Annotated in this window: 25 protein-coding genes; 7 read left to right on the top strand and 18 right to left on the bottom strand. The window is 42.1% G+C overall.

Going from position 1 to position 23,838, the window contains the following annotated elements; all coding sequences use genetic code 11:
• Window positions 1-34 precede the first annotated feature (34 nt).
• The 4 genes from ACN6MV_RS14125 to ACN6MV_RS14110 are packed head-to-tail and all read right to left on the bottom strand — an operon-like array spanning window position 35 to window position 4,136.
• A complete protein-coding gene (locus ACN6MV_RS14125; protein WP_339290954.1) occupies window positions 35-1,036 on the bottom strand; it encodes a Gfo/Idh/MocA family oxidoreductase in 1,002 nt (333 codons plus the stop codon).
• A 31-nt stretch (window positions 1,037-1,067) separates the two neighbouring features.
• Window positions 1,068-2,156, bottom strand: a complete 1,089-nt coding sequence (locus ACN6MV_RS14120) for a Gfo/Idh/MocA family protein (RefSeq protein ID WP_419886581.1) — start codon at window positions 2,154-2,156, stop codon at window positions 1,068-1,070.
• 30 nt (window positions 2,157-2,186) lie between these two features.
• On the bottom strand, window positions 2,187-2,948 hold the full coding sequence (locus ACN6MV_RS14115; RefSeq protein WP_076118423.1) for a sugar phosphate isomerase/epimerase family protein: 762 nt from the start codon (window positions 2,946-2,948) through the stop codon (window positions 2,187-2,189).
• Between the two features lie 24 nt (window positions 2,949-2,972).
• Window positions 2,973-4,136, bottom strand: coding sequence for a Gfo/Idh/MocA family protein (locus ACN6MV_RS14110; RefSeq protein WP_419886580.1), 1,164 nt, complete (start codon window positions 4,134-4,136; stop codon window positions 2,973-2,975).
• 155 nt (window positions 4,137-4,291) lie between these two features.
• Between ACN6MV_RS14110 and ACN6MV_RS14105 the strand changes: the two genes are divergently transcribed.
• The 4 genes from ACN6MV_RS14105 (at window position 4,292) to ACN6MV_RS14090 (ending at window position 8,062) form a co-directional block, all read left to right on the top strand.
• Window positions 4,292-5,128, top strand: coding sequence for a helix-turn-helix domain-containing protein (locus ACN6MV_RS14105; protein ID WP_419886579.1), 837 nt, complete (start codon window positions 4,292-4,294; stop codon window positions 5,126-5,128).
• Window positions 5,129-5,194: 66 nt separating this feature from the next.
• Window positions 5,195-5,626, top strand: a complete 432-nt coding sequence (locus ACN6MV_RS14100) for a GNAT family N-acetyltransferase (RefSeq protein ID WP_419886578.1) — start codon at window positions 5,195-5,197, stop codon at window positions 5,624-5,626.
• A gap of 30 nt (window positions 5,627-5,656) precedes the next feature.
• Window positions 5,657-6,547, top strand: a complete 891-nt coding sequence (locus tag ACN6MV_RS14095) for a LysR family transcriptional regulator (protein ID WP_419886577.1) — start codon at window positions 5,657-5,659, stop codon at window positions 6,545-6,547.
• Window positions 6,548-6,901: 354 nt separating this feature from the next.
• A complete protein-coding gene (locus tag ACN6MV_RS14090; protein WP_419886576.1) occupies window positions 6,902-8,062 on the top strand; it encodes an asparaginase in 1,161 nt (386 codons plus the stop codon).
• A 64-nt stretch (window positions 8,063-8,126) separates the two neighbouring features.
• On the opposite strand, the gene ACN6MV_RS14085 is transcribed toward ACN6MV_RS14090, so the two are convergent.
• The 4 genes from ACN6MV_RS14085 to ACN6MV_RS14070 all read right to left on the bottom strand — a co-directional run bounded on the left by ACN6MV_RS14085 (window position 8,127) and on the right by ACN6MV_RS14070 (window position 12,057).
• Window positions 8,127-8,822 (bottom strand): ABC transporter ATP-binding protein, encoded by a 696-nt coding sequence (locus ACN6MV_RS14085; protein WP_419886575.1) that lies wholly within the window; start codon window positions 8,820-8,822, stop codon window positions 8,127-8,129.
• Window positions 8,819-9,937: an ABC transporter permease gene (locus tag ACN6MV_RS14080; RefSeq protein WP_419886574.1), complete on the bottom strand. Its 1,119-nt coding sequence runs from the start codon at window positions 9,935-9,937 to the stop codon at window positions 8,819-8,821. Before ACN6MV_RS14080 ends, ACN6MV_RS14085 begins: the two co-directional genes overlap by 4 nt.
• Before the next feature lie 69 nt (window positions 9,938-10,006).
• Window positions 10,007-11,383, bottom strand: coding sequence for a sensor histidine kinase (locus tag ACN6MV_RS14075; RefSeq protein WP_419886573.1), 1,377 nt, complete (start codon window positions 11,381-11,383; stop codon window positions 10,007-10,009).
• On the bottom strand, window positions 11,380-12,057 hold the full coding sequence (locus ACN6MV_RS14070) for a response regulator transcription factor (RefSeq protein ID WP_042127411.1): 678 nt from the start codon (window positions 12,055-12,057) through the stop codon (window positions 11,380-11,382). Before ACN6MV_RS14070 ends, ACN6MV_RS14075 begins: the two co-directional genes overlap by 4 nt.
• Before the next feature lie 144 nt (window positions 12,058-12,201).
• Here ACN6MV_RS14070 and ACN6MV_RS14065 point away from each other — a divergent pair, with 144 nt between their 5' ends.
• Window positions 12,202-12,675 (top strand): ferritin family protein, encoded by a 474-nt coding sequence (locus tag ACN6MV_RS14065; protein WP_042127409.1) that lies wholly within the window; start codon window positions 12,202-12,204, stop codon window positions 12,673-12,675.
• 18 nt (window positions 12,676-12,693) lie between these two features.
• Here ACN6MV_RS14065 and ACN6MV_RS14060 read toward each other — a convergent pair whose 3' ends face one another.
• The 5 genes from ACN6MV_RS14060 to ACN6MV_RS14040 all read right to left on the bottom strand — a co-directional run bounded on the left by ACN6MV_RS14060 (window position 12,694) and on the right by ACN6MV_RS14040 (window position 16,956).
• Window positions 12,694-13,509, bottom strand: a complete 816-nt coding sequence (locus ACN6MV_RS14060) for an SDR family oxidoreductase (RefSeq protein ID WP_419886572.1) — start codon at window positions 13,507-13,509, stop codon at window positions 12,694-12,696.
• Window positions 13,510-13,557: 48 nt separating this feature from the next.
• Window positions 13,558-14,007: a MarR family winged helix-turn-helix transcriptional regulator gene (locus ACN6MV_RS14055; RefSeq protein ID WP_042127406.1), complete on the bottom strand. Its 450-nt coding sequence runs from the start codon at window positions 14,005-14,007 to the stop codon at window positions 13,558-13,560.
• 147 nt (window positions 14,008-14,154) lie between these two features.
• Window positions 14,155-15,351 carry a metallophosphoesterase gene (locus tag ACN6MV_RS14050; RefSeq protein WP_419886571.1) on the bottom strand — a complete coding sequence of 399 codons (1,197 nt, stop codon included), beginning with the start codon at window positions 15,349-15,351 and terminating at the stop codon, window positions 14,155-14,157.
• A 183-nt stretch (window positions 15,352-15,534) separates the two neighbouring features.
• Window positions 15,535-15,945, bottom strand: coding sequence for a bacteriohemerythrin (locus ACN6MV_RS14045; protein ID WP_081389791.1), 411 nt, complete (start codon window positions 15,943-15,945; stop codon window positions 15,535-15,537).
• A 141-nt stretch (window positions 15,946-16,086) separates the two neighbouring features.
• Window positions 16,087-16,956, bottom strand: a complete 870-nt coding sequence (locus ACN6MV_RS14040; protein WP_042127403.1) for a cation diffusion facilitator family transporter — start codon at window positions 16,954-16,956, stop codon at window positions 16,087-16,089.
• 291 nt (window positions 16,957-17,247) lie between these two features.
• On the opposite strand from ACN6MV_RS14040, the gene ACN6MV_RS14035 reads away from it, so the two are divergent.
• Window positions 17,248-18,606: a PQQ-binding-like beta-propeller repeat protein gene (locus ACN6MV_RS14035; RefSeq protein ID WP_419886570.1), complete on the top strand. Its 1,359-nt coding sequence runs from the start codon at window positions 17,248-17,250 to the stop codon at window positions 18,604-18,606.
• A 42-nt stretch (window positions 18,607-18,648) separates the two neighbouring features.
• On the opposite strand, the gene ACN6MV_RS14030 is transcribed toward ACN6MV_RS14035, so the two are convergent.
• Both ACN6MV_RS14030 and ACN6MV_RS14025 read right to left on the bottom strand, forming a co-directional pair.
• Window positions 18,649-19,152 (bottom strand): ferritin, encoded by a 504-nt coding sequence (locus ACN6MV_RS14030; protein WP_042127399.1) that lies wholly within the window; start codon window positions 19,150-19,152, stop codon window positions 18,649-18,651.
• A 105-nt stretch (window positions 19,153-19,257) separates the two neighbouring features.
• Window positions 19,258-19,458: a hypothetical protein gene (locus ACN6MV_RS14025; RefSeq protein ID WP_339290926.1), complete on the bottom strand. Its 201-nt coding sequence runs from the start codon at window positions 19,456-19,458 to the stop codon at window positions 19,258-19,260.
• Window positions 19,459-19,507: 49 nt separating this feature from the next.
• Here ACN6MV_RS14025 and nagZ point away from each other — a divergent pair, with 49 nt between their 5' ends.
• Complete coding sequence (nagZ, locus tag ACN6MV_RS14020; protein ID WP_339290924.1) at window positions 19,508-20,578, top strand: beta-N-acetylhexosaminidase; 1,071 nt, start codon at window positions 19,508-19,510, stop codon at window positions 20,576-20,578.
• 20 nt (window positions 20,579-20,598) lie between these two features.
• Here nagZ and ACN6MV_RS14015 read toward each other — a convergent pair whose 3' ends face one another.
• From ACN6MV_RS14015 to ACN6MV_RS14005, 3 genes are read right to left on the bottom strand one after another with little or no spacing between them, the layout of a single operon-like run.
• On the bottom strand, window positions 20,599-21,687 hold the full coding sequence (locus tag ACN6MV_RS14015; protein ID WP_042127397.1) for an efflux RND transporter periplasmic adaptor subunit: 1,089 nt from the start codon (window positions 21,685-21,687) through the stop codon (window positions 20,599-20,601).
• 30 nt (window positions 21,688-21,717) lie between these two features.
• Complete coding sequence (locus ACN6MV_RS14010) at window positions 21,718-23,097, bottom strand: ABC transporter permease (protein WP_076118400.1); 1,380 nt, start codon at window positions 23,095-23,097, stop codon at window positions 21,718-21,720.
• Entirely contained in the window at window positions 23,087-23,806 is a 720-nt protein-coding gene (locus ACN6MV_RS14005; protein WP_042127391.1) for an ABC transporter ATP-binding protein, read from the bottom strand. The genes ACN6MV_RS14010 and ACN6MV_RS14005 overlap by 11 nt, the downstream gene beginning before the upstream one ends.
• Between the last annotated feature and the right edge of the window lie 32 nt (window positions 23,807-23,838).

Raw genomic sequence — 23,838 nt, 5'->3', positions numbered from 1 at the left:
ATCTACTTTTGGAACAGCTTTACTATATTGATGATTATTTATTCCTCTGCGATGAGCTGTAAATAGCCTTCACAAGCTCCAGTGCCTTTATCCCTTCAGAACCATCAAGCCAAAACTTTCGTCCACTAAAAATATGGTCATAGAAGTCCTCAATCAGTCTTTTATGCCCAGTCCCCCAATACGACTTTCCTTCGGTAGGACTGAAAATAGGCTGACAAACCAAGCTTTCCTTCCCATCTTTCCAAAGATACAAGTAGTCTCTACGAAGGGTAAGCGTTCCCTCTTCAAAGACTAGCTCCAACTCCACCGGAGAGTTCTCAAGATAGGTATTCGTACCATAAAATAACCCGCGAACATTAGTGGCGAAGTCGATGCAAGCATGTGCGGTATCTTCTACTTCAATGATATCATCCAGCACATCCGTGGTAATACTGCCTTTCACAGAGATTATCTCACCCCCAAACCACTGGAGTAAGTCCAAGGTATGAATGGTCTGATTAATTAGAACCCCTCCGCCTTCCGTGGACCATCTTCCTCTCCAGTTACTATCTCTGTAATAACTTTCGTTTCGGTGCCAGGTTACGATCCCCTTCATACAAAGCAGTTTTCCTAAAGCACCAGAATCAATCGTCTTCTTAATATAGATCGATGCATCATTATAACGGTTCTGGAACACCACACCAAGCTGGCCTGAACTCTTTTCCGCTGCATCCAACATAAGCTTAGCTGAAGGAAGGTCAACGGCGATTGGTTTTTCAGTTAACACATGCTTTCCTGCATGCAATAGCTCTACAGCCATTTCTGCATGAAGATAATGAGGTGTACAGAGATGTACAACGTCAATACGATTATCATTGAGTATTTCCCTATAATCATCAGTGACATGGCAGGCGTATTCTATTCCCGCTTGTTTAGCTTTATCAACATCAATATCTACAACAGTAAGGAGATTTACATCTGTTATAGCTGATATTGCTTTAGCATGGAGAGGATAAATCGCCCCGCAGCCAATAATCGCTGCTCCAAGTGTAGTCATCTATTCCACCCTCCTATAATCGTTCCATTCGCTATTTTAGTTGATCAGGGGTTAGATTCATCGCTTGAGCTTGAGCCATCAGACATAGTTCAGCAGCCTTAAAGACATGTGCCTGTGTCATCGCCTGCTCCGTCCGGTTCAGACAATCAAGGATAAGCTCACCAAAGAACGGAAAACCAACTTTTCCAGCCACATGTTCATAATGCTCCCCTTCTCCGTTCACCCAGTACACATGATCTGTTGTATTTGAACGCCCGACATCAGTATATTTTCGCAATTCAATATAGCCTTCAGTCCCCATGATCATTGTACGTCCATCTCCCCAGGTTCCGAGCCCATCAGGTGTAAACCAATCTACTCGAAAATATTGGGTTGCACCATTGTCCCCGACAAGCGTCGCATCACCAAAGTCCTCCAATTCAGGGTAAGATGGATGATTATAATTAGCTACCTTACTGTGAACAATTGAAGCATCCTGACAATCTGCATAATACAAAAATTGTTCGATTTGATGGCTGCCAATATCACTTAGGATTCCGCCATATTTATCCCGCTTAAAGAACCATTCCGGTCGACTAGAAGCATTTAAACGATGCGGTCCTAATCCAATGACTTGAAGAACACGACCAATCGCCCCCTGGCGGATCAACTGTCCCGCATAGATTGCGCTTTCAACATGAAGACGTTCACTATAGTAAACCATGTACTTTTTATTGGTTGCTGCGACCATAGCTCTAGCATCATCCAGTTGTTCAAGTGTTGTAAAAGGGGTCTTATCCGTAAAATAATCCTTCCCATGAGCCATAACCTTATTTCCTAAAGGTCCTCTCTCTGAAGGAACAGCTGCCGCCGCAATTAAGCGAACCTCTGGATCCCCCAATATTTCATCCATAGACTCAGCAGCCCTAGCTCCAGGATATTTGGCTATGAAAGCTCTAACTTTCTCATCATCCGGATCATATACCCATTTCAACTCTGCCCCTGCCTCAACGAGCCCGTTACACATTCCGTAAATATGACCGTGATCTAGTGCAATCGCAGCGAAGATGAATTCACCTGGCTTTACTATTGGTTTAGCTTCATACGTGGGGGCATAGTTCATTCCATCTTTTCTATTCATCAGAATCCTCCTAATGGCTTCTAAGTGATACTATAAAAGATTAAGCAGATAGCGCAGACTAATCTCCAGACTCTCAAAAGGATCACGACGGCAAACATCTTGCTCTACTACATACCATTCAACACCTGTTCTACGGCAAGCTGTAATAATCTCACCGTAGTTCATATTTCCTTCACCGATCTCAGCAAAGACTTGCTGTCTGTCTATAATCGCCATATCCTTTAAATGCACGACCTGCATTCTGCCTTCAACTTTACGTATCCATTCCACTGGACTTGCCCCGCCTGCCTGAACCCAATATAGATCAAGAATGAAACCAACTGCAGGGTCCGTCTCATTGAGCAATACTTCCATTCCAGTAATACCGTCAAAACGTTCAAATTCAAAATCATGATTATGATAAACAAATTGCAGACCGTGTTGTTCTTTGAGTGTTATTGCCATTTCAGATATCAATTTTGCGAATTTCCGGTAGCTTTCAATTCCAGTACGAAATTCTTCCGGTAAACTTCCAAGTCCAATGTATTTGCAATTCCACAGCTTATGCTCTGCGGCAAGAGCGTCCAGATCATTCACTAACCGCTCCCATGACACATGAGTCGCACATATGGCCAGCCCTGCTTCATCCGCATATTTTTTGACTAGTTTCGGATCAATCGGTCCGATGGATGAAATCTGAATACTCTCATAACCCATTGCTGATACCTTTTGAAAAGTTGTTCTTAAATCCTCCGCCGTTTGAGTAAAATCACGCAATGTGTACATTTGTGCCGCAATCGTTGAACGTTTCATAGGCTTTAACCTCTCTCCTTCGATTTAATGAGTTCCTTTAACATTCAATGTTTTAGATTCTGAGGTTTCCTTTTGGAAAGTCGAATTTTTTACTTTTTCCATTAGTTTCTCATAGAATAAATCCGAATCTATCGGAAGCTCCACCCAATTGTCCGTCCAAGCCGATAAATACATGGCATTTGAAAGGGTTAGTCCCTTAATCCCTTCCTCCCCGGGAGCAAGTAATACCTCATCATGTAAAATGGCATTCGTAAAGTTCCGTAGAATCCCTTTATGTTGCTCCCCTCCGCCATTTTCTACAGGAATCTCACATTTCCAACACTCTGGACTACCGAATCCTCCTGTGAATTCTGCGTTGAACTGAGGCTCAGGTGTACGTAAACGCCAAAAGGTCAGCTTCCCGTCTTCCACTACGATTTTCCCATTATCGCCATTGATTTCAAAACGATTGGTCCCCGGTGCCTCTCCAGTTGTAGTAATAAACAAACCCGTAGCTCCATTCTCATATTCCACATAAGCGGTTACATCATCTTCAACCTCAATGTTGCGATATTTTCCAAAGTGGCAAAATGCTCTTATCCGCTTCGGCATCATGCCTGTTGTCCACTGCCATAAATCTAACTGATGCGGATCCTGATTAAGTAATACTCCGCCACCTTCACCCGCCCATGTAGCACGCCAGCCACCGGAGTTGTAATAATTCTGCGATCGATACCAGTCGGTAATGATCCAATTCGTCCGCCGGATCTCACCTAATTCACCAGACTGAATAAGATCTCTCAGCTTCTGATACAAAGGATTAGTACGCTGATTGTACATCATTCCAAATTTGCGATCAGACTTCGCTGCAGCATCATTCATCTGTTGAACAGCTTTCGTATAAACACCTGCAGGCTTCTCCACTAGTACATGATAACCATGCTGAAAAGCTTCGATTGCAAGTGTAGGGTGATCATAATGCGGAGTACAGATTAATACTGCATCCATGATACGTGATTCGAATAATTCTTTCGGAGTAGAATACTTCCTTACGTTCTCTGGTAATTGCTCTTCAGCCCATTTCAAACGTTCTTCTCTTATATCACATACGGCAGTAAGTTCGGCCCCCTTAATTTCACTCAGCAGACTTTGCGCATGTGCCGTTCCCATATTTCCAATGCCAATAATTCCATAACGAACTGTAGTCATCTCTGGTCACTTCCTTATTAGTGGTTATGCTTAGAGGATATACTTAATTTATGGACATGAACATGATTGAAATTAAGGTATATTTGTATTTAAGTAAGATGTTTTAGTTAAATAGAACCGTTATAATGAGGATATACGAGCGTTAAAGGAGTTAGATGATGAACAACCCAGGTAACTTATCAGGACGTCTCCTGCAGAATCTCAAGGTTACTGTGACCCATGCCCAACTGAGTAACAGATATCCCGGATGGAACCGCACGCTGGAAACACCCGCTTTTAATCGGCTGTATTATATAGACGGGGGCATGGGAAAAGTTATTATTAACGGGATTACCTATTATCCGAAACCGGGTCAGCTTATGATCATGCCTGCGGGGAGCACACAAACTACCGAAACTTCTATTGATGATCCATATATCCGTTATTATTGCCACTTTGATGCTGATATTGGGGAGTGGCCCTTATTCCATGCAGAGAAAAAATTATACATCTGCGATTCACCTAATCCAGATTCAATAAGGACAATCTTCATAGAGATGATCGAACAATTTCAAAAGGACGACGTTCTATCTATCCTGCGCACGCAAGCGTGTTTGCTCAATCTCATAGCCACTTGTCTAGAATCGAGCGATAGTAGTGATACAGACTTTATGACTCAATTCATACACACCGGTGACCAAGGCAAGCTGGCTCATGTGCTCCATTACATCGATAAATATCTGAATAAGCCCATAGAGATTGATGACTTAGCAGAGCTTGTCCACCTCCACCCGAACTATTTCATTCCTTATTTCAAAAGATTCATGGGGGTGACTCCTATGCACTATGTTCAATTGAAACGTATGGAGCATGCCAAAAGACAGCTTTCTTACACAGATTTCAGCATTTCGGATATTGCGGAGCAAGTCGGCATGGAATTAGCTCATTTCTCTAAGTATTTTAAAAAGACAATGGGTCTTTCCCCATCCGCTTATCGGAATAGTACAAAGTAGCTTATTAGAGTGTTCCTCTGTACAAGATGAAATATAATAAAGACTTACTTCATTTTAAGGCGGTGAATGAACATACTTATTAGAACAGCAACAATAGACGATACTCAAGAGATTGCAAGACTATCCAGTGAACTCGGTTATCCTTTAAATATCGAGCAACTAGAAGAAAGAATTCCAGAGATAAGTAATCGTAAAGATCATGTTATTTATGTAGCAGAGTCGGATAGGCAATTAATAGGATGGATTCATGCCAGTGTGCGATTGTTAATTGAATCTCCACCCTTTGTTGAGATTGGTGGTTTAGTGGTCGATCAGCAACATCGCGGAGTAGGGACCGGTAAACAACTTGTTGAAGCCTGTGAATGCTGGGCAGCACAAATTGGAGTGAACAAATTAAGAGTTCGTACAAACCAAACTAGGGAAGATGCCGTACGTTTTTACACACGAATTGGATTCTCACAAATAAAAGCTCAGTTCGTACTTGATAAGAAAATTTAATACATTTGGGACTTACAGAGAGGGATTTTTATGATTGTTGATACATTACGGGTATTCGTTACTGTAGCTGAGCAAAGCCATTTCTCTAAAGCAGGAGAATTACTAAATCTTTCTCAACCCGGTGTCAGTCTACATATCCGGAATCTTGAGAATGAACTAGGCGCAAAGCTTCTGCACCGGTCTCCGAAACAAGTGAGATTAACCGAAGCAGGTGCAATTCTTTATAAACACGCCAAGCAAATATTGGCCCACTTTGAAGAAGCTCATCAGGAAATACAAATGCTACAGGATGAGGTAACTGGCAGTATACATATTGGAGCGAGCTTTACAATTGGAGAATATATATTACCCTCAAGACTTGCGGAATTTGCAAATCAGTACCCGCAAGTTAAGCTTCAAGTGACAATCGGTAATACCGAAGAAATTATTGGTGGTGTAAGATCTAATGAATTGGACATAGGCTTTATCGAAGGAGAAGCCCATGAGAATGATCTGATCGTCACACCTTACATGAAGGATGAGATGATTATCGTCTCCCCTGCCGATCACCCTTTGTCAAAAAGGGGGGCTGTCGAGCAAAGCATGCTGCAAAATCAGGTTTGGGTACTGAGAGAGCCTGGCTCTGGAACGCGTGCTTTTAGTGATCATTTCATTCAAGAAGAAGAGATATTTGTCAAAAGATCATATGTTTTCAACAGTAGTCAAGGAGTTAAAGAAGCGGTCTCCTCCGGTTTGGGAATCGCTATGCTCTCCAGATGGATTGTGCGTAAAGAATTAGCATGTGGTGAAATCTATGAACTTCCCATCAGACATCACCATTTTGAAAGACAATTTTCTATCATCCGCCATAAAGAAAGTTCCTCCTCCATGGCCACCAATGTGTTTATACAAAAACTACTCGTCTCTAGAAAAGACATGTAGTCAGGCCGCCGAGAAAGTTTCGGCAGCAAATTTATAGATTAGCAACGCCGGACAATCTCACAAAGATAGTCCGGCATTTTGTTATTTATTAGATTCATAAACCTCGCAAGTTTAATGTTATAAAATATAACACAACTATTATATTTTACTTCAAAAGTTGATTAATAAAATGCATAGAATATATAAGTAATAGATAGAAAATCGGCAAAATTAGGAGATTTAAGCGTTTTATCAGCATGTAAGTAAACTTGTCGTAATATTATATTCATAGATATAATCCAATCACGAACCACCTATATGTAATATAAAATAACATATAAGTGAAAGTACATACTCAAATGGGAGGCTACATCTATGAATGGATTACAATCAAAGCTCGCCAAAACTACTGTTGCCGCTGGACTCACTTTCACACTACTCTTCTCCGCTTCAACAATGCTTCCCGTTTCTACCACTTACGCTTCAGAGGTTACCCAAACGATTGAAGGAACGGTTAAGCTTCCAAAGGTCCAAGTCATAGCAACCGGTGGTACGATTGCCGGTAAATCTGTGGATGAGACCAGCTTTCAGAATTATAAAGCCGGGACTTTGTTAATGGAGGATATGGTCAAGGCGCTGCCTAACCTTAAAAAGTTCGCCGATGTAACTAGCTATCAATTCGGGAATGCAGGCTCTGGCTCTTATACCATGCAACAACTATATGATCTCTCCTTAAAAGTAGATAAAGCTCTAGAGACCCAAGACGGTATCGTTGTTACTACAGGTACAGATACGATGGAGGAGATTGCTTATTTCCTAGATCTTACTGTTCGCAGCTCCAAACCTGTCGTGGTAACTGGTTCTATGCGTCCATGGACTGTTATCGGAAGTGACGCTCAGGCTAATCTATTCAATGCTATTAAACTAGCTGCTAGTGGAAAAACGAAATATTACGGTACTGTACTCATGTTAAATGACGAGATTCATACAGCTAGAGAGGTTACCAAGACGAATGCCTATCGTACTGACACTTTTGAAAGTCCGCAACTAGGTATCCTCGGATATATCGATGAAAATAATATTAGAATATATCGTGCGAACTCCAGAGCGCTATTGACCGCTGACAAATGGGCAACACCATTCGATCTAACTAAGATTAAGAGCAGCGATATGCCGAAAGTTGAAATTGCTTATGCCTACCAAGATGCGGGTGCAGGAGCAATTAAAGGTTTCGTCCAAGACGGAGCAAAAGGTATCGTTACTTCAGGCACAGGGGCCGGTGGCGTATCCAAAGCGATGGGAGAAGCTCGTACAAAGGCTATTAAGGAAAACGGAGTGATCTTCGTAGCTACCACTCGTACGGGTTCCGGTTCTAACTATACATCAAGTGACGGCATAATTGCCGGAGACAACCTGAACGCAGCACATGCCCGAATTCTACTAGAACTGGCACTGTCATTCAGTAGCGATTTCAACACAATTAAAGGCTGGTTTGACACATATGGCTCAGGCCAAGTTACCATAGCTGACAAATAAGGACAGTCTATTTCTCACACACAAAAAAAGATTCATGCCATTCAAGGCATGAATCTTTTTTCTACTAAATTTTGCTTAACTCATGTTCAACCAAATGTCCATCTTCCAGATGCAGCACGCGGTCGCACCATTCAAGCATCCGTTCATCATGAGTGACCATTACAGCAGCCTTGCCTTCACTCTTAACTTCGTCAGCAATCATTCGCACGACTTCTCTGCCCCGTTTGAAATCTAAACTTGCTGTCGGTTCATCTGCAAACAAGATCGCAGGTTTATTCATCCATGCTCTTGCAATGGCTACACGCTGCTTCTCGCCGCCAGATAACTGCTCAGGATAATGGTTCCGACGTTTCCAGATATCCAGACGCTTCATCAAATCTGCTGCCCGTTCTTTAGCTTCTTTAGCACTCATCTTCGCTTGTTTAGCTACAAAGAGAAGTTGCTCCTCAACTTTCAAATAAGGCAGTAGCTGTGCACTTTGGAACATAAAGCCTATCTTCTCTAAACGAAGCTCAGTCAGCTCGCTTTTACTTTTGTCAGTAAGCGATTCTCCATCTATGAAAATCTCACCACTGGAAGGCGTAAGAAGTGCTCCCGCTGCTGAAAGGAATGTACTCTTCCCTGTTCCCGAAGGCCCAAGGACGGCGACGAATTCCCCTTCATTGACTATAAGATTCAAATTGTTCAGAACAGATACCGTTGTATCGCCGTCTCCATACGTCTTGGTCACTTGCTTCATCAATAATTTAGTAGTACTCATGCCCCAGCCCTCCCAATTGCTTCTAATGCATCAACTTTTGCCACTTTAGCGACAGAAATGAGTGATCCTAAAAGAGACATCCCAACGAACAAACCGCTGGTTAATAGAATCGTAGAAGGTTCCAGTTGGAACGGCATAGTGTCTGGTAGTACCTGATTCATTCCAAAGGTAAGCAGCAAGCTAATGCTTAGACTTGCAATAGCCAATATCATGACCTGCCCTACAACGCTCCAAGCCAAGTAAGACATTTTTGTACCCATGGCTTTCAGAATTCCAAACTGGCTTGTTTTCTGAATGGTAATGACATAGAAGAATACAGCCAGAACAAACCCGGCGATTACGAACAGGAAGGCAATCATCATAAGCAGTGAACCTTGTTCTGATGAATAACCCGGAATATTAGAAATCGCTTCTTTTTGCGTAATCACTTCCACATTTTTCGTACTAGCAGAGATCTTATCCACTTGCCCTGCGTTTGCATTAAGCGCAATTACATTAAAAGGCGCTCCTGATGTAGCCTCACTACCTTGGTTAACACCTTGTCTCATTTCCTGCCAATCTTTATTGTTAATATAGACTACTGGGGTATGGCTGTATGAGCTATTCTCAACATATCCTGTAACTTTAAATTCCTTCCCAGTCGCCTGATCTTGGATCGTACTACCAATCTTAATGCCCGACTGTTCCAAGTCACGATCAACGATGACACTTCCCTGCGTATCATTCGTAATCTTGTCACCTTCAATCACTTTTGGAGCCAGTAAACCGTTCATATCAACTGCAAAAAAAGTTACGTCTGCTTTAGTATCCGTATCGTTCGTAGTCACTGTACTCATCTGTAAAGCAAGTGATGAAGCATTATTATCTCCTACTACTGCTCGAACACTACCCAGCTCCGCATCCGTTAACTGAGAACGTCTAAACGTCTGATCCGCATCCTTCTGCACCACGTAATAGTTTGCCGGCATATTCTCTATTGCTGAGATATTAGCATACGCTAATCCTCTGGCCAGTCCCGTTACGAAAAGTACAAGAAAGGAAACCAATAACATGATTACCATTATCAACAGGTATCTGGCTTTAGAATGTCGCATTTCTCTTAAGGCTAGAAACATATTACCACTCCTTCTAATCTGTATAGTCACAGTTTAGAAGATGAAAATGAACGGAGTATGAATAACCAGTTACAAAAGAGGAAGAGTAACAGTAAAGGTCGTGCCTTTGCCAACTGTACTGGATACTTCTATGGTTCCGTTATGTGTCTCTACAATCTTTTGCGTAATCGCAAGTCCAAGTCCGCTACTATGTGTTTCTCGTGTCCGTGCCCGGTCAACTTTATAAAAACGGTCAAAGATGAGTGGTAATTCCTCAGCAGGAATACCTTCCCCAGTATCCGAAAAGGTTACAACACAATTCCCTTCGTCAAGTTTTGCGGAAATCATAATGGATCCCTCAGCAGGTGTATATTTGATAGCATTAGTAATGAGGTTCATCCACACCTGATACAACAGATTGGAATCGCCATGTACGCGAATGTCCGCAAGACTTAAACGAACCGCTAATTGCTTCTCTGTTAATCTCCACTCCATGATTTGTACAACCTGCCGAAGCTGTGCACGCAAATCTATAGGCTTCTTCTGCAAGGAATCCGGATCATAATCGAGGGAAGATAACGTTAGCAGCTGTTTACTAAGCATCGATAGACGATGGCTTTCTTGATCAATAATATTGAGGTACTCTATCCGTTCATCCTCTGGTAATGTAGGATCTTTAAGGGTTTGGGCAAACCCTTGAATAGAAGTTAATGGCGATTCGATTTCATGCGACACATTCGCAACAAACTCTTGACGCGCACGATTGGTCCGTTCCAGCTCACGGCTCATAATCATAAAGTGTGAGGCTAACTGACCAATCTCATCCCTGCGCCAAGTATTTAGTTTAATATCATATCTACCTTTTGAAATCCGCTTAGTTGCCGTTGTTAAACGTGTAATAGGTCTGACCACATGTAATACGCTGATCATTACGAATCCCAGACTGAACAATACGGTAAACCCGATAATAACAGCAAAAAATACGCGCAGCTCACCGAATTGAACCTCTGCATCCGGACGCATGAATAACGCGAAGGTCTCATTATTGACTTCGATTGGCACACCTATCGTATTGCTTAATTGGTTATCAAAAAACCCTGTAATAAATGCACTATCAGGAAACTCTTCTACACCATGATACACTTGTCCATTCAGTACTTTTTCTAACTGTTGCTTATCTAGATCCTCTTTCCGAAAAGGCTTGCCGTAGAATCGGGATTGACCTTCTGCATCGGTTAGATAGATTTTATAACCCAGCTTGGCTACACTTTGCAGATAATCCTCCATAGAATCCGGGTGAGTCTCCGCAAACTGCTGGATTTCAATAGCCATCCCCGTAAGCTTGGCATCGTTCTGAGATTTAATCTGAGCTTGATAATAAATATTAGATACCAAGAAACCAAGAAGACTGCTCACAACAATGGCCGAACAAAAAAGAATGCACATCCTCACATACAAGGACTTCACGAATTCACCATCTCCAATTTATATCCGATTCCCCTTACCGTCCGAATCACAAAATCATCCTGATAATCCAGAAACCGCTGACGTAATCGCTTGATGTGCACATCCACCGTACGTTCATCACCTTCATAATCCATTCCCCATACTAATTCAATCAACTCACTGCGTGAATATAGTCTGCCTGGATATTGTGCCAGTTGCGCTAGTAGTTCAAATTCCTTTACCGGCAGCAGGAGAACTTCATCGCCATCCGTGATCTCATAATTTTTACGATCGATCACAAGTGAATTCAAGCGAATCCGATCATCCGAAGCGATGGAATACCGCCGAAATAAAGCTTTAATCCGAAACAACAATTCTTCAGGCTCGAATGGCTTCGTTACATAATCATCTGTTCCCCGTAAATAGCCTTGCTCTTTATCACTAAGCTGCTGCCTAGCTGTCAGCAAAATGATCGGTATATCATACGTTTCTCTTATATGCTGGCATAGCTCTAATCCATCCACATGCGGCATCATTACATCCACTATGGCTAAATCGGCAATACTTTCTTGCAGTTTATGTATCGCATCCCGACCATCGACGGCCTCCATGACTTGATAACCTTCTCTGGTCAATACATGCTTCAATAAAGTCCGAATATTGCTATCGTCATCTGCTATTAAAATCTTCTTCATCATTTACACTCCCTGAATTACGGATGAACCCATAGTATCAACTTTAAAGGGTTAGAACAACTAAAGAAAAAAAGTGAACATACCGGGCATTCGCTCATATACTACTCCTAATTATAATGTGCAAATCAGGAGGTTAATAAAAAAATGTATTGGACACCCTTATCTCAGAATAGATCTGATTTCAAACCTATCTGGGCAACCTCTCTTCCTCAAGCATTAAATTTAATCAAAGAAGCTGTGCAAGGTGAACGAAATGATGAGCTTTTCTATGATGAACTTATCAAACTGGCCCCAAATTCCGAGCAAGCCTCCATCATCACCTCAATACGAGATGACGAACGGGGTCACAACTCCATGTTCCGCGGGATGTTCAAAGAAATTACTGGTCAAGATATCACTGGAATTAGTAGTGAACAATATCAACGGATCAGTTCCTATGAAGAAGGATTAGAGAAAGCACTCCAAGGTGAACTGGCTGCTGTAGAAAAGTACCGCGAAATATGGTTTGGTCTGCCTGTTGGAGTTTATCGCGATACTGTATATGGGATTATTTTAGATGAATTAAAACATGCCAGTAAATATAATTATTTACTCACTTTAGATCGAACCACTATATAATTGAATTATTCAATATCGCTATTCATTCTGAAGGAAAGTGACTATGCTCTCCTTCAATGTGGTAACAGGCCGTCCCATTAGTCTCTCCATATCATTTGAAGTAGAAGCTGTATCTAACTTCGCAAGAAATGAATAAATCCAGTGCTGAATGTTTGAATCCTGCCGATGAACAATCCTTGTTCCCGATAGCTCTGATAATATCTCCGCAAGTTCGTCGAAATCCCAAGAGCGTGGTGCAGCTAATTCATAAATCTGATTATGATGCCCTGTAGTGGTAAGCACGACTGCTGTTGCTAAAGCGAGATCCTTTCGTGTCACCGAATTAAATAACCAGTTCCCTGGATAGGTGATTAGCTCACCGTTTTGGATCGCCTCTTTCAGACCTAGTACATTTATAAAATCCATATACAAAGCGTTGCGGAGAAATGTATAGTCAATCCCTGATTTAAGAATCATCTGCTCTGTAAGTAGGTGAACATGATTCGCTGGAATTTGTCCTTTTGGTGGAAATGCAAAGCCTGTATACAGCAAATGCTTTACCCCGGCCTTTAATGCAACATTAACGACCTCAGAATGTTGAATCAATCTGACGTTATCATCGGGATGTGAACTAGAGATGAACAACAAATTTGCAACTCCTGAAAAAGCTTCCACCAGGGAATCAGGCTGGTCATAATCGCCAAAGCGAATCTCAACCCCTTTTTCCAAAAGATCCTTTGCTTTCTCTAGATCACGGACACATGCGATAATCTGACTAGACGGAACAAGCTGTAAAAGATTCTCCATAATCAAACTCCCTAATTGCCCCGTAGCCCCAGTAACCATAATTGACATTACACTCCACCCTTCCCTTTCCTTGAATTCGAGACCGCAACATTATAGCTAGCTATTATTAAGCTTATCTAATAAAACGATGAGTTGTCGAAGCTCTTGTTCATCCAGTCCCTGCATACGTTCAGCGATCACTTCACGATTTCCGGGAAGATGTTCTAGGAGTAATCGCTGACCTTCACCCGTGATCGAAATAACGCTTTTTCGACCATCCTGTGTATGATTCGAACGGGTGATCCAACCATCTTTCTCTAGGGGGGTCAGCAAAAGACTAATATTAGCTTTTGTGACACCAATATTGTGAGCCAATGTAGAAGGCAGAATTGTTCCACCCTGTTTAGATATTTCTACCAAGATACGAATTCTTGCGCCATTTAATCCTTTAGACTGCCAATATTTATCAGAGACAGAAACCAAGCTTGCAGTAGTATGGACTAAAGTAAAAAAAACCTGAGTATGCAGCGGCTGCTTCAAAACGAACGGTTGCAAATGTTCATTCATAGATTTTCCAACTCCAATTTAGTTAAGTGCTTAACTATCACAAACAAACAATACTACACGCTCATCTAATTGTCAAAAAAAGAAGCTGCCTCATCTCGCAGAATAATTCCACGGGTTAAGACAGCTTCTTATCATTTAATTTCTCAGTTAGATTAGTACCGTCTTTGTAGACACGGCTTCTTCACTATATTGTTTAGTCCCTTCTAAGACTACTTCAAGTTTAATGATCTCCGAACGGCTGGCTAATCGGATTGGAGGTCCCCATGTCCCATAACCAGAGGAAACAACCACATGCAAGTTATCTTTACGAAGATAACCCCAGTCCAGTTCGAATAACCGTTTAGTGATCCAGTGATTAGGCGCAATCTGTCCACGATGCGTATGACCGGAGAGCAAAATATCTACCCCTTCTTGGGCAGCGACATCAAAACCGGTAGGCTGATGATCCATCATGATTACAGGACGTGTAAGATCGAGACCATTCAATAAAGAGCTTACACTCATTCTGCCACCGGCTTCCATTGTTTCGGCAGTTTTATCTTTTCGACCCACAATATACGTTCCAGCTACTTCTTCAACCTCATCCTGTAAGACTTTAATGCCTATGCTACTCATTAAATCGGTATATTCTTTAATCGAACCACCGTAATATTCGTGATTGCCCAGCACTGCGTAGACACCATGACGTGCTTTTAATTGCTTGAGCTGTTCACTCATACCGTTGCGAATAAAAGGCTCTATACTATCGTCAAGTACATCCCCAGCCAGCAAAATCACATCAGGCTTCATAGCGTTCATTTGTGCAACCATTTTTTTGAGATGGCGATTACCGACGATATTTCCTAAATGCAGATCGGATGCAACCGCGATGGTTAATGGTGTACTGGTTCCTATGGATTTATCGATGGGAATGGGATGCGTACGGATTACTGTACTCCAAGCATTAATCGAACCCCAGACTAGAAAAACTATGAGTAATATCAGTAGCGTAACTCCCGCTTCTGAGATGTAGTGCGTTCGATCAACACCCATCCAGCCCAGCAGTACATACAACAGATCAGCTAACGGCAACATGATAATAGCAAATTCCATACAGGCTAGATAATACGATCCGATCACTTTAAAGAATCTAGCTAACGGCTTCACAATTGTAGGCCATGGTATCATTCCAACGACATACGCAAAGGCCACAAGCAGGAATACTGTCCAGAACAAAGCTAAGGAAGCACCTGAAAACCATTCATGAACCAGCAACCATCCATGATACCCAATGTAAAAATTAACAAGGCCCAGAATAAGCAGCATAGCAAACCCTGAAGCTAACATTCGTAATGTTTTCATCATTCCACTCCCTTTACTATACTAACTCTATATGTCTTATCTCAAATCATAACACAAACCGTTAACCCAGTATAAATTCCGGTGCTGTCTTCGGAAAACGGAGCAAATAACATACCACAATTTCTTATCACATTCCCTGTCAAAAAAAAAGAAAATGCCCGTCGGCATTTTCTTTGGGGGTTTAAGTTATACCGCTCTATCCCGTGTGGCCATACACTCACCAATTAGCTTATCGCATTTATTAATGTGATTCAGAAGCCAATCGGTCAACGTACGGTTAAGCTTAATTGTCGAGAGAACGGAAACTCCCTTAGTTTTAATGGTTTCTTCCAATTCAAGAACGGCTTTTACAAAATCAGCATGCGTCTGACGATGTTCCGCCAATTCAGGAAAATCGATCTCTTCCATCAATTGTTCTTCATTGCTAAAATGCTCAATGGTATATTCCTTCAAGAATTTCAGCGTTTCTTCGATCTTTTCTTTCCCCTGCTGCTTACTGCAAGCATCAAAAAATTCGTTCAATTTCGCTAGCAACTGTCTGTGCTGACAGTCTATTTTCTCTACACCGATATCATATGAATCCTTCCACTCAATCACGAAATCACCATTCCATTTCCTGAAATTTACATATCGATAAATACAACTAATTTTCCACCTTTCTGCACAAAAGATCTATTAACAACATCACAGAGGAAATCCCATATTCATCCAAGGAAAGTCACACTTCTGAGTCTACTTCTACTTCATTACCGGTTCTATGTGGACAAGCACATTCGAAACTTGGTGTCGGTCCTTCAATTGTTCTTCAATTTCTTCCGTAATATCATGGCTCTGCACCACACTAAGCTCAGAGTCTACTAATACAGTTGTATCCACTAGCACGTTATTCCCATGGATGCGGGCTTTGATATCTTTAATAGATTGAACGCCGTCCACTTCAGCAACGGTTTCTTTCATCAGTTCAAGCTCTTCCGCATCAAAACCGTCCGTTAAGTCATGTGTTGCTTTACTAAAGATATCCCATGCCGTCTTGCAGATGATCAGGCCGACAATAATCGCTGTAAGTGGATCAAGCCATGGTATCCCAAATCCAGAAGCCACAATTCCGACAAATGCGCCAATACTAACTAAAGCATCCGATCGATTATCTAGTGCAACGGCTCGCATAGCGTTACTATTAATGGAGCGGGCCAGTCTAATGTTATACATATACACGCCCATCATGATTACAGCACAAAAGACTGCCGTCCACGCTGCCATAAGATCTGGACTTTCCAATTCCGGTTGGATAAATTTATTCACACCCTGGTACAACACTTGAAGTCCTACCACAATCATAATGAACGAAGCAATTAAGGATGCCACGGTCTCCGCTCTGAAATGCCCGTAGCTGTGATTGGAATCCGGCGGTCTTCTGGAGATCTTGAGGCCGATTAGTACGGCGATAGAAGCGATAATATCCGTGCTGTTGTTCAGACCGTCCGCAAGCAGCGCTTGAGATCCCGAGACCGTACCAATGAACAATTTGATGGCGGATAAGAAGATATAAGCAACTATGCTTAGCCAAGCTCCTTTTTCACCTTGTTTGATGTCGTTGTAATTTTCCAAAAAAAAGAACCCCCAAAGAATAGTATTGTTCTATACTACACTCCAAGATTCGGGTGGGTCTAGAGAAACAGTGTTGCTAAGAGGCGTAATAGTTCCCTCCGTCAAATAGAGTTGCTAGGTCATAACTGTTTTGCGGAGTGTAACATAGTTTGCCTTTGTTCAACTTTACTTCCAAATTATAAGAAAGTATAAGTTGCCGAAGTCGATTAAGCTTGTTCTATTGGTATAGTAACTTTTTGCCATTTGAAATGTCTAATTATAGTAAACACTAATTTTGAGGGGCGTGGAACGATGACTCAGTCTTTGCACAAGACCATGATTAAAGTTTTAGCTGTTGCTAGTATTGCATCCCCATTAGCTTACAATGGAACATTATCCGTCATTTCTGCGGAACAAGCAGTCATTAGTACAAGCAATCCCTTTTACAATGAGATCAAAGCGCCTATTCTTGCACCGGTATGGTCAGCACCGTTAGCCTTCCTAAAAGAAGGTAGAGTCACTGAGCAGAATGTTACAGCACTAGCGGAGAATGGGAAGGTCTTTGCTTTGCAGCGGAATGAAAAATTAGTCGCATTGAATGCTGCAACAGGTAAAAAAATGTGGGAATTCGGAAATGCATTAGCCCCGATGTTCACGTACAGTAATGGATTTATCTATGGACTGACCCAAAGTGGCTCCTTATATGCCGTTAATGAGGCAGGCAAAAAAGCATGGTCAGCAGCTGTAGCATTACCTAAAGCAACTAGTATACAACGTTTAGGCACCACTATTTATGTTACACAGGAAACTCAACTTGCAGCCGTTGATGCCGTCAACGGAAAGATCAAATGGAAGGCTGCGGTGGAGAGTAATAACTTTACAGGCTTATCGAATCTTATGGAAACCGACGGGGTTATTATTCGAAGTTATCTCTCTCAGGGTGCCTTAACAACTGCCGGACTTGCCGCTTATGACAGTCTCACAGGCAAAAAACTATGGGACCATAGCCGTCAATGGTGGCCACTGGCAGTAAAGGATGGGCTTCTCTACTCTATTACCAATACGTTAATGATGGATGATGATGCTGTAAATCGTAATGTCAAAGTATCCGTGTTCAACGTAAAGACTGGTGAATTAAAGGGAGAACGTTTATATAAATGGACAGATACCGAGAATAAAGATGGGGTATTTAGTTATGGTGGCGTAAATGGGACTGCATTCTTGGATGGAAACGACTTCTATATCTTTCAGGGCAGTAAGTTTGTGAAATATGATTTTTGGAATTATTCAGCAGACGGCAAACCGATTCAAACCTGGGCTTCGATGATCAGAGAAAAGGACATACCGTTGAACCAAGTCTATCAGCAAAGAATGTTATTTCAAAATTATGATAAAGGTACGATATCCGCACTTAAACTAGGAACAGGACAACTCGTCGACCTTAATATTGGTGAGAATCCTGTAGTTCAGACGGATCTTTTCGGAAATGTGGTTTATAGCGGACAATCCGATGGCCTATTTCACGCCTATGACATGTTGACTTTGAAGCCTATTTTCACTGTGAATACCGGCTCTCGAAACTTTGCTCCTTCGCTTAAAACCGGAAGCATGCTGATGATCCGAACGGATAATAAACTGCTTGCCATTAAACTGCCTTCATCCATAAAATAAAAAAAGCCTGATTTCTCAGGCTTCTGGGCTTCACAACTCAACTTATTCAGCAGGAGCTGTAAAAGTACGTGCTGCAAATTCTGCATCCAGCATGTAGAAGGCGTTGCTATCTTTATCTATTCGTTTCAGTTTGCTAATGATGTTGCTAAAGAGTGCTTCCTCTTCTACTTGCTCATCAATAAACCATTTCAAGAAATAGATCGTTGCATGTTCACGCTCATCCAGTGCCAAGTCAGCCAAATGATAGAAACGTTTCGTGTTTTGTTGTTCATGTGCAAAAGCATGTTCAAAAGCATCAAGCATCGAGGAGTACTCGTTCTTCGGCTCTGGGAGTGCTTCAAGTGTCGCCCGATTATCGCGATCATTAAGGAACTTATAGATTTTCATGGCATGAAATCGTTCTTCTTCTGCTTGAATCAAGAAAAAGTTTGCAAAACCATCCAGACTTTCACCGGAACAATAAGCAGCCATAGCTAGATAAACATGAGCGGAATAAAACTCGAAATTCATCTGTTCATTAAGTGCGTTTACTAATCCATCTTTCATCTGACCGTCACCTCATAATTCAAATTTAATATGTAAAGATTTAAGTTCATCTTATCACCGTGTATCTAAGTCAGCAAGGATTCATCCTTCTGACGTCTAAATAAGCTACGAAGGGACGACTTTTCTGATGACCAGTTTCACTCGTAATCTCTTAAGACCTAAAATCTCCGGTAACCTTCTAATGGCTTCAGCTATGTTATCTATGCTTCTAATAACAAGTTGTTCCAATAGCAGTAACAGTTCCCAACCTATCGCTACAAATTCGACGACTGCTGATTCCACACCATCACCTGTTATCAGTGCCACACCTGTTCCCTCCTCAGAAAGTGATCCGATTACTCTTCAGGTTTCCAATATGAGCCTTGAAGAGAAAATCGGACAAATGCTCCTTGTTGGTATTGAAGGAACCGTTCTAGATGATCAAGCAAAAAAGATGATTTCCGAAGACAAAGTCGGTGGAATCATTCTTTATAAGAACAATATTCAAGACTTAAAAAGTATGGTTAGCCTTGTAAATTCCATGAAAGAGAGTAACAGCAGTAACCCTACTCCATTATTCATGAGTGTCGATCAGGAGGGTGGAAAAGTCAACAGAATGCCGAAAGAGTATGCTTCCATCCCTTCTAATGGGAAGGTTGGTTCTTCTAATGATGCTAACGCTGCCGAAATGATGGGCAAGCTTCTCGCAAGAGAAGTGAATTCAGCCGGATTTAATATGAACTTCGCTCCCGTACTTGATATCAATAGCAATCCAGATAATCCTGTGATTGGAGATCGCTCCTTCGGCAACTCCACCGAACTAGTCAGTACACTAGGGATCGCCGAAATGAAGGGTATTGCGAGTGAAGGTGTTGTGCCGGTTGTTAAACATTTTCCGGGCCATGGCGACACTTCTGTCGACTCTCACCTTGATCTGCCGATTGTGAATAAGACTGTCGAAGAGCTGGCTAAATTAGAATGGCTCCCATTTCAAGCAGCGATTAAAGAGGGAACGGACGCCGTAATGGTCGCTCATATATTATTTCCGAATCTTGATCCTGATAAGCCTGCATCTTTATCAAGTAAAATCATTGGTGAGCTACTACGTGGAGAAATGAACTATCAAGGGTTAGTGATCACAGATGATCTTACTATGGGTGCTATCATGAAGAATTATGACCTTGCCGCAGCGGCGGTAGATACCATTAATGCAGGCAGTGACATTCTACTTATCGCTCACGGCTATGATAATGAGAAACGAGTACTGGAAACCCTTCTGGACAATGTAAAAAAAGGTAAGATACAGGAAACACGGATTAATGAGAGCGTCTATCGGATTTTAGCATTGAAAGCTAAATATAATCTATCCGATGAGCCAGTTCCGGTTCCTGACCTTACCGAGCTAAACAAAGATATTAAATCTTGGAAGCTAACGATTGAGAAATAGGCTTAGGTCGAATACAATCCTTACTGAAGGACTACAACATCGCCTACGTTCAACCCGGAGATGGCCTCAGTTTTGTCCGCCGTCTCCATGCCCACTTCGATATCTCTTCGTTCATACTCCCCATTGCCTTTATCCAGCATCACGTACGAAAGATCTCCTTCGTGCATTACAGCGATGCTGGATACAACGATGGCATTTTCTTTGCGGACTGTCTCAATTTCTCCACTTAAGCTTAGTCCACCAATCAAGTGCTCATCAGGCTGTAATGAGATTACCACTTCAAATTGTGGAACTGATGTAGCAGAAGTGTTTTGACCCGATGCAGTCTTAGCAAATTTAGATACCTTAGTAACTTCTCCAGATAGCTTCAAATCTTTTAAAGCTGTCATTTTAACATCCACTTTCATTCCCGTCTTAATACGGAATACATCCTGTTCCCCAACAAGAGCTATGAATTCAAGCTTGTTCATATCAACAATTTTGCCGATGTATTGATTGTCTGTCACCGTCTGTGGAATTTCGCTGGCGCTATCGAATAGAAAAACACCAGATGCCGGAGCATGGTAGAGGGCTGTTGAGAGCTTTGCCTTCTTTTCTTTTAATTCACGAGCTTGTATTTCAGCATTTACTTGGTTAAGCTCATCCCCTAGCCGTGCCGTTTCTTGGGCTGCAAGAGCTTTTATACGTTCGGCTTCTGTTGCACCAAGAGCTGCATTCTCCTGGTCCTGCTGACTAACAAATTCATTTAATTCCGCTTCCAGCTGGGCCTTTCGGATGGTCGCCTCCTGTGTAGCAATCTCATTCTTTAAGGGTTCCTGATCAAGGGTAAACAGTAAATCCCCTTTTTTTACTTGCCCACCGTTCTCAACCTTCCACTTTGTTACCTTTGAAGCATAAGGTGCATATACAAGCGTTTCCTGCTCATAGTGTGAGTTCCCTTTAACCTGAACGGAATTCGTCATTGTTTCCTTTGTCACTTCAAAGGTTATCGCTTGCGGCGGTTCAACAGGCTCTAGCTGTGCCTCAGGTTTATACATCTTGTTGTATACAAAATAACCTGCTGCAATAATGATCAATACCAATACAATCCACTTGATTCTCCTCTTCATCACTTCTGCTTCCTTTCAACTTGAAAATAGCTAATCCCGTTTTATCGCCGTGAGCGCATTCGTTCTGGACGCGCTGATCGCGGGATAAATCCCTGATAGTACTCCTGTCATCACTGCAAATGCAATTCCTACTGGAAGTGTCATTAGAGGTATAGTGATAACCAAGGGTTCACCCATCCCCATTCCTCCAGCAGTACCAATGAGCTTATTTATGCCGAATACAATTAAGTATGAAAAGACAATGCCGAGCATACCGCCGAGCATACCAAGCAATGCCGCCTCTGTAATGAACATATTTCGGATCTGCCCCATATTAGCGCCTAGCACTTTCATAATACCAATCTGGCGTCGTCGCTGATGGGTAGACATGGTCATTGCAACGATAATCGAGATCGAGGCAATAATAAGGATAAACACACCGATACCAAGCGCTGCTTTCTTGAGCATACTGAAGGTGGAAGCCATCGCCTCTTTTTGATACAGATTCGTGCTAGTGTTTAGTGTGAGCTTCTGTATAAGCTTCTCCACTTGCACGATGTTGTCGGTACTGTCAACTTTTACAATGGCTGAGTTGTAGACACCCTTCTGCCCAGCGGTTCCGTTCATTAGTTTCAATTGTTCAACCAGACGCTCACCCGTTTCTAGCGATACGTAAATCTTCTTGTCGTACATCGCCATATCAGGGTTCCCCCCACTATCCAATATCCCAACAATTTGAATGGGTGAACTGACTAGGGACTGTCCAGTCTGCGAAGCAGGGTCATACGATTGTAATTGAACCTGTTGTTTGTACATTTCCGATGGAAGCATGCTTAAACTATTGTACTGTTCCATTATTTTATTATTGTACGGATCTGAATTTAGCTGTTCAAAAAGACGCTGCCGTGTCTCGACATCTATCAATCCTACAGTTGCTCCATAGTTAAGCACTGCCATTCCGATCAAATCAGAAGGACCGCCTTGCTTAAACGTCTTGTCGTATTTCGTTAGCAACCGAAGATCCGTTCCGATAAGCTGTACATCCGTAATTTTATTATCGATAGTAGTCATTTGTATGTAGCCAAGCTCTTGAAAAGGTGCAGCTGCTGTAACATGCTTCAGGCTTTGAACAATTTCAAGCTTCTGAGCTGTTAACCTGCCGGGATCGAGCTTAGCATCAGAAGCAGAAGCTCCATTTCCTTCGCCGCCCCCTTGTGAAGGGATACCGCTGTTCGGAGTCACTGTAATTTCATCCATTTTGAAATTCCGATTAATTTCCCGCTCCGTATAGCTTTGTGCGGAATCTCCTATACTTAAAGCAACAATAATAGCAGCACAGCCAATCGATATACCAGCCATACAAAGACCTGTGACAACTTTCCGTCGTTTGACCTGCTCCCAAGCCAAACGTGAAATATCACTAATCCTCAATTAATTTACCCCCTTCGAGTTCTGTCTCCGAAGAAGTTTGTTTCTCAGTAATCATATATCCATCCTGAAGCGTGAAAATCCGTTGCATTTGTTCCGCAACTTTGAGCTCGTGTGTTACGACTATGAAGGTCGTCTTCATCTTCTTATTCAGGTTAAGCAGGATATTAATAATTTCCTCTTCTGTCTTCGAGTCCAGGTTTCCAGTCGGTTCATCTGCGAAAATAACAGAAGGCTCCGTAATTAAGGAACGAGCAATACTGACCCGCTGCTGCTGTCCACCAGACAACTGAGAAGGGAACAGGTCGGCTTTATCCGGTATGCCGACCCCTTCCAGCAAAGCTAGAGCTTTTTGCTTACGTATTGATGGAGAGACGGATTGAAAGACTAACGGCAATTCCACATTTTCACGGACAGTCAAGCTAGTAATCAGTTCATAAGCTTGAAAGATAAACCCGATATGCTTTCTTCGAAATTCGGATAGCTTATTCTCGCTCATTTTCACGATATCTTGGTCAGCAATGTATATGTGACCTTCCGTAGGCTTCATCAGACCTGCCATCAGGTTTAGCATGGTTGACTTACCGGAACCCGAGCTCCCCAGCAGAGCAACCATTTCCCCCTTTTTCACAGAAAAGTCTATTTGATGAAGGACTGCCGTCGTTTCATTACCATTCTTAAAAGAATGCGTTACATTTTCCACTCGCAACATTGGAGCTGCTCCTTCGCGTACATTAATAGATA

The sequence above is a fragment of the Paenibacillus sp. B-A-8 genome (assembly GCF_048572915.1).
Taxonomy (GTDB): domain Bacteria; phylum Bacillota; class Bacilli; order Paenibacillales; family Paenibacillaceae; genus Paenibacillus_AQ.
This window is presented reverse-complemented; position numbering and strand designations above follow the sequence as displayed.